Origin of the sequence: Thiomonas delicata, from assembly GCF_900088825.1 — a bacterium.
Taxonomy (GTDB): Bacteria; Pseudomonadota; Gammaproteobacteria; order Burkholderiales; family Burkholderiaceae_C; genus Thiomonas_A; species Thiomonas_A delicata.
Genome location: NZ_LT592170.1, coordinates 1,398,894 through 1,410,541, shown reverse-complemented (window position 1 = coordinate 1,410,541; position 11,648 = coordinate 1,398,894). Strand labels below are relative to the sequence as shown.

Annotated in this window: 13 protein-coding genes; 7 read left to right on the top strand and 6 right to left on the bottom strand. The window is 61.1% G+C overall.

The features are described from left to right. Nucleotides 1–9 precede the first annotated feature (9 nt). Together THIARS_RS06740 and THIARS_RS06735 are read left to right on the top strand one after the other, a co-directional pair. Nucleotides 10–1,686 (top strand): diguanylate cyclase domain-containing protein, encoded by a 1,677-nt coding sequence (locus THIARS_RS06740; RefSeq protein WP_094159969.1) that lies wholly within the window; start codon nt 10–12, stop codon nt 1,684–1,686. Between the two features lie 110 nt (nt 1,687–1,796). Further along, nucleotides 1,797–2,441 carry a Crp/Fnr family transcriptional regulator gene (locus THIARS_RS06735; RefSeq protein ID WP_342747746.1) on the top strand — a complete coding sequence of 215 codons (645 nt, stop codon included), beginning with the start codon at nt 1,797–1,799 and terminating at the stop codon, nt 2,439–2,441. Between the two features lie 211 nt (nt 2,442–2,652). On the opposite strand, the gene THIARS_RS06730 is transcribed toward THIARS_RS06735, so the two are convergent. The 6 genes from THIARS_RS06730 to THIARS_RS18220 all read right to left on the bottom strand — a co-directional run bounded on the left by THIARS_RS06730 (nt 2,653) and on the right by THIARS_RS18220 (nt 6,977). Then, nucleotides 2,653–3,102 (bottom strand): universal stress protein, encoded by a 450-nt coding sequence (locus tag THIARS_RS06730; protein WP_094159967.1) that lies wholly within the window; start codon nt 3,100–3,102, stop codon nt 2,653–2,655. Nucleotides 3,103–3,156: 54 nt separating this feature from the next. Further along, nucleotides 3,157–3,564, bottom strand: coding sequence for a hypothetical protein (locus THIARS_RS06725; protein WP_094159966.1), 408 nt, complete (start codon nt 3,562–3,564; stop codon nt 3,157–3,159). A gap of 62 nt (nt 3,565–3,626) precedes the next feature. Then, nucleotides 3,627–4,070, bottom strand: coding sequence for an RNA polymerase-binding protein DksA (gene dksA, locus THIARS_RS06720; protein WP_094160676.1), 444 nt, complete (start codon nt 4,068–4,070; stop codon nt 3,627–3,629). Between the two features lie 286 nt (nt 4,071–4,356). Then, entirely contained in the window at nt 4,357–5,034 is a 678-nt protein-coding gene (locus THIARS_RS06715; protein ID WP_094159965.1) for a ParB-like protein, read from the bottom strand. 162 nt (nt 5,035–5,196) lie between these two features. Next, on the bottom strand, nt 5,197–6,006 hold the full coding sequence (locus tag THIARS_RS06710) for an MIP/aquaporin family protein (RefSeq protein WP_094159964.1): 810 nt from the start codon (nt 6,004–6,006) through the stop codon (nt 5,197–5,199). 764 nt (nt 6,007–6,770) lie between these two features. Then, nucleotides 6,771–6,977: a hypothetical protein gene (locus tag THIARS_RS18220; RefSeq protein WP_141202347.1), complete on the bottom strand. Its 207-nt coding sequence runs from the start codon at nt 6,975–6,977 to the stop codon at nt 6,771–6,773. Between the two features lie 14 nt (nt 6,978–6,991). Between THIARS_RS18220 and THIARS_RS06705 the strand changes: the two genes are divergently transcribed. From THIARS_RS06705 to THIARS_RS06685, 5 genes are all read left to right on the top strand, one after another. After that, on the top strand, nt 6,992–7,147 hold the full coding sequence (locus tag THIARS_RS06705; RefSeq protein WP_094160675.1) for a DUF3096 domain-containing protein: 156 nt from the start codon (nt 6,992–6,994) through the stop codon (nt 7,145–7,147). 166 nt (nt 7,148–7,313) lie between these two features. Next, entirely contained in the window at nt 7,314–8,219 is a 906-nt protein-coding gene (gene gnd / locus THIARS_RS06700) for a phosphogluconate dehydrogenase (NAD(+)-dependent, decarboxylating) (protein ID WP_094159963.1), read from the top strand. Next, the gene (gene pgl, locus THIARS_RS06695; RefSeq protein WP_222423038.1) at nt 8,216–8,926 is read left to right on the top strand and encodes a 6-phosphogluconolactonase; all 711 of its coding nucleotides are present in this window, start codon (nt 8,216–8,218) and stop codon (nt 8,924–8,926) included. The genes gnd and pgl overlap by 4 nt, the downstream gene beginning before the upstream one ends. A 39-nt stretch (nt 8,927–8,965) precedes the next feature. After that, nucleotides 8,966–10,582: a glycosyltransferase family 2 protein gene (locus THIARS_RS06690; protein WP_245845601.1), complete on the top strand. Its 1,617-nt coding sequence runs from the start codon at nt 8,966–8,968 to the stop codon at nt 10,580–10,582. After that, entirely contained in the window at nt 10,579–11,634 is a 1,056-nt protein-coding gene (locus tag THIARS_RS06685; RefSeq protein WP_141202346.1) for a polymer-forming cytoskeletal protein, read from the top strand. Before THIARS_RS06690 ends, THIARS_RS06685 begins: the two co-directional genes overlap by 4 nt. Nucleotides 11,635–11,648 lie beyond the last annotated feature (14 nt).

Sequence of the window (11,648 nt, the reverse complement as noted above, 5' to 3'; positions counted from 1 at the left end):
CTGCGCGCTGTGAATCAGCCACCGAACCCCAAGGTGAGCGAAGCGGAACGATCCGCGCGCGAGCTTGCTCAGTTGCAAGAGCAGGTCAATGCCGCGCGCGTGGTGTTGAACCGATTGCTGCAGGAGGTGGTTGTGGCCGAAAGCCGTGTGGATGTCCCCCGCCCATCTCAGATCGTCGAGGCCAACGAACAGTTGGTGCTGGCCACGCTCCGCGCCCAGGCTCAAGCCGATGAGGCGACGCAACAGTTGGGGCATGCCTCGCTTGCGGCGGGGCTCGACGCCCTGACCCAGATACCCGGGCGTGGCTGGATGCTCGACCAGCTTGCGCAGGCCATCGTCCAAGCGAAACAGCATGGCACTCGCCTGGCCGTTTTGTACCTGGACTTGGACAACTTCAAGCAGGTCAACGATACGTTGGGACATGCGGCTGGGGATCAGGTGCTCAAGTTGATCACCCACCGTCTCGTGACCTCGATTCGCGAAACGGACTTCGTGAGCCGTTACGGCGGCGATGAATTCCTGATTCTGCTCACCGACATCTCCCAGCCTTCCGATGCTGCCTTGATCGCGCAAAAGATCATCTCGACTCTCGATATGCCAAGCCGCGTGGGCGACTATGTGCTGCGCTTGACGGCGAGTATCGGACTCAGCATCTATCCCGATGACGGGGATGCCGCCGATACCTTGATCGATCGAGCAGACACCGCCATGTATCGCGCAAAATCGCAGCAGCTCGGCAGCTTTGCTTTCTATGGCGGGGAACCATTGACCGACGACGACCATCTGCAGCGGCCACGCCTTGCCGCGCTACAGCACCCCGCCGCGCCTGTTGTCCTGACGCACGAGGAGCAGGAGGAAAGGTATTTGCAACTCCGCGAAGCGAACGAACAACTGGTGCTCGCCGTCCTCGGTGCGCAAGAACTGCGGGAGGCCGCGGAACAGGGACAGCGACGCCAAACCGAGTTCCTGGCCGTGGTCGCGAATGAGCTGCGCGACCCGCTGACGCCCATCCGCCTGGCGACCGCCATGTTGGGCCGGGTTCGCACCGACGAGCCCCTCCTGCCGCGGGCGCAATCGATGATCGAGCGCCAACTGGCCCAGATGAAGCATTTGGTGGACAGTTTGGACGACATATCCAAAATCCAAATGGACAAGCTGACGCTCACGCGCCAAAGGGTCGACATGACGAGCATCATCGACGAAGCGGTGAAGATCAGCCGACCTGTCATGGATGCGCGCATGCAGGGATTCAAAGTCCGCACGCCGTCGCGCGCCCTGGTCATGCATGGCGACCCGAATCGCCTCATCCAGATTCTCGGCAACCTCCTGGACAACGCTTCCAAGTACACACCCAACGGGGGAAAGATCGATCTGACCGTCACGACAGCGGGCGACGAAATCGTGCTGACGGTATCCGACAACGGCGTGGGCATCACCGCGCCGGCATTGCCCAGGATTTTCGAACCCTTTATGCAAGACACGCAGACCATCGGACTCAACGGCGTTGGCCTGGGTATCGGGCTTACCGTGGTGCGTGCATTGGTCGATGCCCATGGCGGAAACATCACGGCGACCAGCGCCGGGAGCGGATTGGGCAGCCAATTCGTCGTCAAACTGCCACTGGCCGGGCGCTCAGGGCATGACCAAGGCAGAGATGGCCTGAGCGACCCGGAGTCCATGCATTGATGAGCACACCACACCCGAATCAGCCGTGGAAGCTCCTGGGGGCCAATGCCCGAGAACCCAAAGGGAATCAGCTCCTCGCCGCATTGCCGGACGCCGAACTCCAGCGCTGGATGCCGCATTTGGAATGCATGGAATTGCCGCTTGGCCAGTCCCTGTACGAATCAGGCACGACATTGAGCCACGCCTATTTCCCGACCACGGCCATCGTCTCGCTGTTGTACGTGACGGAAGATGGTTCTTCGGCTGAAATCGCCGTGGTGGGGAACGACGGCATCGTCGGGATTCCGCTGTTCATGGGCGGCGGATCCACGCCCAGCCGCGGCGTCGTGCAAAGCGCAGGGTATGGCTTTCGCCTGAGGGCGCAGGCTCTGATGCAGGAATTCAACGCTTCAGGGCCGGTGATGCATCTGCTGCTGCGCTACACCCAGGCGCTGATCACGCAGATGACGCAGACCGCCGTGTGCAACCGCCACCATTCGCTGGACCAGCAGCTCTGCCGCTGGTTGCTGCTGAGCCTGGACCGCCTGCAGGGCAGCGAACTCATCATGACGCAGGAATTGATCGCCAACATGCTTGGCGTACGCCGGGAAGGCGTGACCGAGGCCGCGGTGAAGTTGCAGAAGGCGGGCTTGATCCGCTATGCCCGGGGACACATCACCGTGCTGAATCGGCAGGGCCTCGAGCAACGTTCCTGCGAATGCTACGCGGTGGTCAAAAAGGAATACGACAGGCTGCTGCTGCGACAGATCGTTTGAGCAACCCGCGATGACGCACGGCGTCGAGGCATGGAACCGGCGTCTCCAGCGAACGGTGTCATTGGCTGTGGCTGTTGGCAAACAGACGCGAAGTTGAGGTCGGCGCAGACTTGGCCGATGCGTTGTCGCCTCGGCCCAAAGCCGAACCTGATGGAAAGGCTTCCCCCGTGAAGATCAGACGCCGCGGTGCCTGCCGCCCATTCCGGAAATCTCAAGAAGCGGTCGCGGTGTGACTCAGAGGAACAGTCAACACACGTATTGCGCTCAGCCGCGCCACGCCGTCGGCGACGCTGCCCAGAATTCGGCGCGCCACACTTTCGTGGCCATCGCTGCCAAAGACGATGAGATCGGCCCCCCAGGCGTTGGCATCGGCAGCGATGACGTCGGCCACACTGGCATTGTCGAGATTGGTTTCCCCGATGGCGGTACTGGCGACGAGCCCGCATTGCGATGCCTTTTCCATCCACCCGTCCAATATTTGGCGGGCATCGTCGCTCATCACCTCGATCATGTTGGGAAAGGCGCCGATGAAACTGTTGAAATCAATCACGGTCAAGAAACGCACCGCGGCATGATGGTCGCGTGCCAAGACGACCGCGTGTTCCGCCGCGATCTGGGCTGTGCTGCTGGCGTCCAGGGGAACGAGGATTTTTGTGTACATGGTCTGGGGGTGTCCTTGAGCTTGGGGCAGGGTTACGGATGCGCCGGGGCAAACTCACCAGCGCAAATAGTGATTCATGCTTCCTGAATGCGCCGTGATGGCGCGCGTTTGGCCCTTGTGGCTCCCGACAATGGTGTACTCGCCGGCTGGCACCTTGAGGTAACACAGCGGTCCTTCCGCAGTAAACGTGGCGATGGTCTTGCCTGCGACCTTGACCTGGATCGGAACATCGGCGAGATAGGTGCCGCGCGGACCCTCGACCATCCAGAAACCGAGGTTGAAGGCATGGGCTTGGGCCTGCAACGCTTTCAAATGCTCGGCGCCGACCCCCCCGCACATGTGGGTGATGTTCGGGTCCGTTTTGGATGTCGCATGAACCGCATCTGAATAAACCCAAAGAGCAGCCGCGCCGGCAAGGGCGGCAAGGGTGATGCGCAGATGTGAAACCGCGTTCTTGATCATTGGACATTCCTTGAAAACCGGGTTCAATGCCGGCCGTCACGCATTCGCGCGGACTCGCGCCGTCAAAACCGATGCTTCAGCGGTTGCATCTTCCGGGTCAATTCTTGTTGCTCTTGCGCTTCGATCGAGAGCGTTGCCGTGGGACGTACGAGGAGCCGTGCGATCCCGATCATCTCGCCCGTCTGTTCACAGATGCCGTAACTCCCGTCTTGGATGCGCGCCAGCGCCTCATCGATGGCGTGCAAGTGCTTGCGTTCACGGTCGCGCACCCTGAACTCGAGAAAATGGTCTTCTTCCAACGAAGCCCGATCCGATACATCGGATGTCGGCTCGAATTCCTGAAGATGATTCATGGTCTCATGTGCGGCTCGCAGCAACGAAGCTCTCTTGGTTTCCAGCAGGTTTCTGAAGAATGCGAGTTGCTGAGGAGACATCGCTTCAAGCGCGCGAACCGGCAGCGATTGGGCGCGCTGCGCGGGAGCCGCTGTCAATGCTTGTGAATTCATCATGATGGATCACCTTGTTCATGAAGGAAAACATACCGGTCCGAGGCCACCGGCATGACAAGACCCAGACGCGCGAGACCGGACATGCCCGCCGAACTGTCGGACGCGGCCTTGCGGCTGTCCCGGATCGCGTTGTTGTGTCGATTCCTTAAAGCTAGCGTTTCAGCACGGCACGGTCTGTACGGCGGCGCACGATGTGCCGGGCACTCCGGATGGCCTGATGGAGCCGGTCGTTCATGCGCCATGGCAGGAAGGTCGAATCGCGGCCAAGCCACTGCGCGCCCGTTCACGACTTTCGCGAGCGCCGCACGGGCGACGTTTTTGAGTCCGCGTCCAAGTCGTCTTCGCCATCGAAATTGATACCGCTCCATCCGGGTAGATGCGACGACTCCTTGCCGTGGGCGAGTTCTTGGGCACGGCCGACGGCCCCTTCGGGGTCGGTCTTGAGCATTTGTGCGGAAATTCGTCGGCGAAAGAAATCTGCCCAGAGGAACTCGGCAAACGGCTCGCCATCCTTCGGAAAACCGCCGGAGCTCTTGATGACGCCGGCAAGACTGCGATACGGGTCGTCGATCAAGTCCGTCAGTTTTTTGGGCAGTTCGTTGAAATCACGTCGATGACCGTGCCGATCATATGGATGCACCCATTGGTGTTGGTCCATGACAACCCAGAACTCACGCGGACTCAATGCCGCGAAGTCTTGCATGAGAACGAGTTGGGTGCTCTGCACCTTTTCTAGGATCAAGGCCAGTCCCAGGTGATGATGATCGATGATGTAATAACGCGCTTTCGGGCCCCGTACTGCCGGGAACCAATGCCGCGAAAGGTAATGACTGCGCTGCAGCGGATCGAGCGTGGACCAGTGTTCCGACTTCTGGCGAACTTCTCCCATGCCCACGGTCATCTGTGTTGGTCTCAGCGCTTTTAATTCAACCTCGATAAGGTGATGGCGGTAGATGGGCATGACGAAAGGCCAGGGTTGGGTTGCAGGGTGCGTGATGCGAAGCCTCGGGGGCGAACGGTTCACGTCAAGGCGAATGCAAGGGGATCGCGCACATCAATCCGGGCAGCGACTGAACGGGGCAGGCATGCGGCATGGCTCGGTTCACGCGGATACCTGGCCCGGCTACGGCGTATGTGTTTCGGACTTCGCATCATCGAGGCCGAGGTCGCCTTCAGCGGCCATCGTTCCGGCGGAGCTGGGCTTTCCCCTGAGAATGGCTTCGAACGCAACCCCGATCAAGGCCCCCAGGATGGGGCCGACGATATAGATCCAGGTCGTCGCAAAATCGCCGCGCACCAGATCCGGAGCCAGCGATCGCACAGGGTTCATCGATGCGCCACTGATCGGCGCCGCCCAAAGCCCCGCCAAGGCGATGTAGCCGCCAACAGCGATGGCTCCGTTCGTGCCGATATTGCGGGCTCCCGAGGCCGTGCCCAGAATGGTGTTCACGAGCCCGGCGGTCAACACCACCTCCATGGCGAGCGCCTGTGTACTGCTGATCCCGCTTCCGGGGTAGGTTGCACCCAGCGCTCCGACCGTTCCGAACATGGCACGCAAAAACAGTGCTGCGGCAACGCCCCCAGCCAATTGAGCCAGTACGTAACCTGGCACCCGCTGCCAGGGGAAATTGCGCCGAATGGCAAATGCCAGGGTCACGGCGGGGTTCAGGTGCGCGCCACTGACCGTCCCCATGAAGTAGATGATCGCCATGACCATGAGGCCAGGAGCCACCACCTGCATGCCCAGGGTCACCGCGCCATGGCTGCGGGCCGCGACAACCCCGGCGCCGGCAGCCACGAGGACCAGAAGAAACGTGCCCCAACATTCGGCAAACAAACGTCGCCACTCGATGGAAGGATCGAGGAAATCGACAGAGGACGGTCTCGACGTCCCGTGCCGCGCGCGTGCCGCCGCGATCTTGGGTTTACGCATCGATGTCCTGCCCAGAGGGCGCCGCCCATATGCCGGGATTGCAATGTTCCGCCGTTCGATGGCCCCGGCCAGGAGCGGGTGGAACCTGGGTTCGTGATGAACATCCGGGTCTTTTCATCTGCACCTCAACAGGAAAGCGCATGCCTGCCGCCCGGCAGGGGGAATCCATTCGGCAGCGGCCTATTCGCGTTGGTCCACAAGGGAAGCGTTTCCAATTCTCCGAGTCATGAAGGATCGTTGATTTCCGGCGGAATTTCTGCGTGCTGCTTCTTTTCCACCCAATCAGTTGCGCGGCGCCCCATCCTCGGCCGACCTTCATTCGTCGCTCCGACATTTAGCGCAGGTAGAAATAGAGACCCAGCATGGCAAAGGCGAGAATGGCGCCAAACCAGGCCATCGCGGAGCTTCTACGCCGCCTCCTTATGAATAATTCCCTCGACATTTTCTGCTTCATGGCTAGATCAGATGAAGGGCGCATTGGGGGGTCGTGGATTTGCTGCCGGCAGGCCCGCATTGAAAACGGGAAAACTGGCAAAATATTCCCATGCGAACTCGCAGTCTGTGCGTTGGCGCACATCAGGCCACACCGGGGGACGTAGCTCGCACAGCAAGCCCGAACTTGGCATTCGGACCCGCTGCGGCTTGGAAAAGATGCAGAGATGCTGCCCGCAGCTCCTCGATCTGGGGTGAACTGACTGGATGTATGGGCTCGTTGTGTGCGTTACCGTACGGTACGGCATCGCTGTCCAGATTAAGCTGCGCCGTCATGTCGCATCGCGCAGGCTTTGGGCATCTTGATGCCAGCGCCGCGCGCTGGCTTCGATGGCGCGATTGCCGCGATCGACCCATGCGTATCCAATGGCCAGCGCGGCCAAGCAGAGCGATGAGGCCACGGAGCCTCGCTTCCGATCATCTTGAATCGCAAGCCGTGCCCGTCGAATCAAGAAAAACGGGAAGATTGAATCAATCAATGGAAGGATGAATGATGAATCTGCACTTAAGCATCGCCCCCCTCGTATCCCTGATCGCCGGCATACTCATTCTCGTGGTTCCTCGATTATTGAATTACATTGTCGCCATTTATCTGATCATCATCGGGCTCATTGGCATCTTGGGCGCCGGGGGCATCTATATGCATTAGGGCCTGTTCATCCAAGAAGGCGCCTCGACTCCGCATGGGGAGCACATCGTGGCCTGGTTCTTGAGGGATTCCATGCGCACAGCGCCGGCACAGGCAGACGCATTGCTCTCACAACGAGATTTTTGCAAGCCGCGATACGTTGGCCACTGCAGTCCGGGACACTCTGATGAAACTTGGCATGATCGGTCTGGGGCGCATGGGCGCCCATATGGCGCAGCGCCTGATCCATGGCGGCCACCAGGTGGTGGGGTTCGACCCGAAACCCGAGACGCGCCGTGATCTCAAAGGCAAGGGCGTTGAATCCACGGATTCGCTGGCCATGCTGGTCAGCTCGCTGCCCGCGCCACGCACGCTGTGGCTGATGATTCCTTCCGGGGAGCCCGTCGATGGCGCGCTCCAGGAACTGCAACCGCTTCTGGCCGCGGGCGACACCATCGTCGATGGCGGCAACTCCAATTACAAGGACACGCTGCGGCGCGCAAGGATTTTTGACGACTGTGGTGTGGGCTACGTCGACTGCGGCACCAGCGGAGGCGTATGGGGCATGGCCGAGGGCTACAGCATGATGATCGGCGGCAGCGAGGCCACGGTGGAAAAGCTGCGGCCGGTTTTCGAGGCTTTGGCGCCAGCCAAAAATCGCGGCTGGGGGCGCGTCGGCCCGGTCGGCGCCGGACACTTCACCAAGATGGTCCACAACGGCATCGAATACGGGCTGATGCAAGCCTATGCCGAAGGCTTTTCCATCCTGCAACACAAAAGCGAATTCGGTCTGGACTTGCACCAGGTCGCCGAGATCTGGCGCCACGGTAGCGTGGTGCGTTCGTGGCTGTTGGACCTGACCGCCCACGCGCTGGACGGCAATCCGGACATGACTGGCATTGCTCCTTATGTCGCCGATTCAGGCGAGGGCCGCTGGGCGGTGGCCGAGGCCATCGACCTCGACGTTCCCATACCGGTCATCACGCTGTCGCTGATCCAGCGACTGCGCTCGCGCGACAGCGAGTCCTTTTCCGACAAGCTGCTGTCCGCGATGCGCAACGAGTTCGGTGGCCATGCCGTGAAAAAGGCGTGAGGACGCCGCAAACCGGCGATGCCGGCGTCCGCTGGCACCGCGTCCAGAACGCAGCGGCCCTGCCTGGCGAGGCCTGCCGCCGCATTCGGAACGCGGCTTCCGACGCCATCCGGCAGAGGGGCCGTTTCCTGATCGTGCTCGCTGGCGGGGACACACCCCGCGAGGTCTACGCGATGCTGCGCAGCGTCGATACCGACTGGTCGCGCTGGCAGGTGTACTTCGGTGATGAGCGCTGCCTTCCCGACGACGATGCCGGACGCAACAGCCGGATGGCCGCCCAGGCATGGCTCGACCATGTTCCGATCCCGCATGACCAAGTGTTGGTCCCGCCTGCCGAACAGGGCGCAGCGATCGCGGCAAGTGCCTATGCGAGGACACTGCGCGACGTTGGCGAATTCGACCTGGTTCTGCTTGGGCTCGGCGAAGACGGCCACACTGCCGGCCTGTTCCCAGGCCGGGACTTGGGCGTTGCGGCGGAGGCACCCGATGTGCTGCCGGTCTTGGACGCGCCCAAGCCCCCGTCGCAGCGCGTCAGCATGAGCGCAAGGCGCCTGAGCCGCACGCGCGCGGTGCTGTTCCTCGTCGCAGGCGCATCCAAGCGCCATGCCGTCAGGCAATGGCGCTTGGGCAACGACATCCCCGCCCGCTCTATTCGCCCGGAGTCCGGAGTCGATGTGGTGATCCAAGCATCTTTGTTGTGTGTCTAGGGGCATAGCGCTTCGTTTTTCGGGAGCGGCTTGCAATCCGTGGCCCCCTTCACCATGCTCGGCAAGCGAGCACGGCCGTTCCGCGCCTCCCGCTCTTCCAGCGTGATTGACGACCGATCTGCGCAAGATGTTCGCCAGCGCACAGACCGCGCGCATCGCGTAAGTCAACATGAGCACTTCCATTCGGGATGTGACCCAAGCCCGGAGGAGACGCCAACACTGGAGAGTCCATTGCTCGTTCACCGCAACCCTGTGCACCGTATTCGGCTGACCTTAGCCGCGACCTTTGCGTTCGCAGCGCTGCTGGCGGACAACGTGGCCCACGCCACGACGCTGGCTTTTCCAGTCCTCGCGCCGGTTTTCTCGAAGCTGGAAACATCGCTGCACGATCGCCCCGTGGTCACCGATCTGGCATTTCTGCTCGGTCTGATCGTCTTGGTCATGATGGCCTATGCCGCACGACACATCGCGTTCACCTTGAACCGTCTCTTTGGCAAGCAGCGTCACCCCTATCTCGACATCGACACGGCCGACTGGCCAATGCTGACGGTCTTCATCGCGGCGCACAACGAAGAGAAGGTGATTGCCGGATGCTTGACCGCCCTGCTGAATTCGGACTATCCGGAAAATAGGCTCAAGATTGTTCCCGTCAACGACCGTTCTCAGGACCGGACGCAGAGCATCATTGACGGGTTCGCGCAGCGATTTCCTGATCGCATCCATCCCTTCCATCGGCTAACCGGCAAACCGGGAAAGGCTGCCGCGCTCAAAGACGCGTTGCCACTGGCAGAAGGCGACATCGCGCTCATCTTTGACGCTGACTACATCCCCGGAAAAGGCCTGCTCCGGCAGTTGGCTGCTCCCTTCTTTGATCCGGAAGTCGGTGCCGTCATGGGGCGCGTGGTGCCTGTCAACGGCGGGAGCAATCTCCTCACGCGGCTGCTCGACCTGGAGCGATCGGCCGGATATCAGGTGGACCAGCAAGCACGCATGAATCTTCGCTTGGTGCCGCAATATGGAGGAACCGTCGGTGGAATTCGCCGCTCGGCAGTGGACGCGGTGGGGGGATGGAACGACGACGCCCTTGCCGAAGATACGGACATCACATTTCGTTTGCTGATCCATGGCTGGAAAACCGTGTACAGCAACCGCTCCGAGTGTTTCGAAGAGGTGCCGGAGGAATGGTCGGTGCGCATTCGTCAGGTCCGGCGCTGGGCCAAGGGGCACAACCAGGTTCTGGCTCGCCAGTGGCGCGGCCTCTGGGGTAGTCGGTTTTTGTCGGCGCGGGAGAAAGTCGATGGCTTCATGCTGCTGACGATTTTCGCTGTTCCTCCACTGCTGTTGCTGGGCTGGGGCCTGGCCTTGACGCTGTACTACCTGAACGCCAGTTCCCTGGTCGCGCTCGTCCTGCCCGTATTTGCCGTGATGGCCTATGGAACGTTGGGAAATTTCGCCACCTTTTACGAGATCGTGATGGCGGTTCTTCTGGACGGAAATCGGCGGCGTGTCCGCCTGCTGCCCATCAATTTGCTGTGCTTTTTCGTGAGCCTGTTCGCGATCACTTGGGCATCCGTTGAGCTCGTGACGGATCGACTTCTGCAGCGCGAACTGGTCTGGCACAAAACCCTGCGTTACAGGAGCGCGAGTCCGACATGAGTCCGATCGAGTTGACGCTCATGGTGGTTTTCGTGCTGGGAACCATGACCTTTCTCACGCTCCCATTCCTGCCGGCATGGCAGGAATGGCGCCATCCGAGTGACGAAGCCGCCCTACCGGTGCCGGCACACGACAGCAACCAAGTGAGCCATTTCGCCAACTCATGGCGAAAGCAGCGCGGTGGAGACGGCCTGAATACCCCCTCCGTTGACACCTCGAACGAACTCCAGCTTCAGCACATGTTCGACGTTCACGACGTGCAGGCCTGGAACCATATCGACGCACCTGTGGTTGCAACCAAAACCGTCGTGCTCGCCACCCCGGTGGAATGTCTGCGCCCGGTGCACGCCGCTGTGGATTTCCGTGCGGTCGGCGGTTCCACCTTCTCCTCCATCATGTCGAGCGGATGGATCAAGCTCGGCCCTCTGAGCCGAGTGACGGAGTGGGCGCATGGGGACAAGGGGCTCCGCCTGGGTGGATTCAGCATCGGCCTGCGCCGCCTTTCATCGGATGGCACGATCGAACTGGCCAAGGGTTGCTGCTTCGAACGGATGCATGCGCCCGCCGTGCAGTTCGGCAGAACCCCCGCCCGATCGGAGCGCCCAGTTCCGCCCGCGGGCTCGCCGAGCGAATTTTCCGAATTGCCTGGGATGGAGCATCGCGGAGGGCACTTGTATCGGGTGAACGGCAATTGCACGGTTCCAGAGAATCGGCATTACGTCGGCTCGCTGATTGTGACGGGAATACTCACAATCGGCGCGTTCACACGCATCGAGGGTGATGTCAAGGCACGTCAAGGAATCCGACTTGGCTTTCATGCCGAGGTTCTCGGGTCCGTGATCTGCGAAGACACGATCCACTTCTTGGCGGGATCCTCGGCGAATGGCCCCGTGACATCCGAAACCAATGTTCTGCTTGACCACGGTGTTCAGGTTGGCCACGAACACGGGCCAACGTCAATCAGCGCACCAACCATCATTGCCGAAAGCGGCGCCGTGGCACATGGCACGGTATGGGCCCGGGAAGCTGGCGTCGTTTGGGGGCTGGCATGACTTCACGATCATGG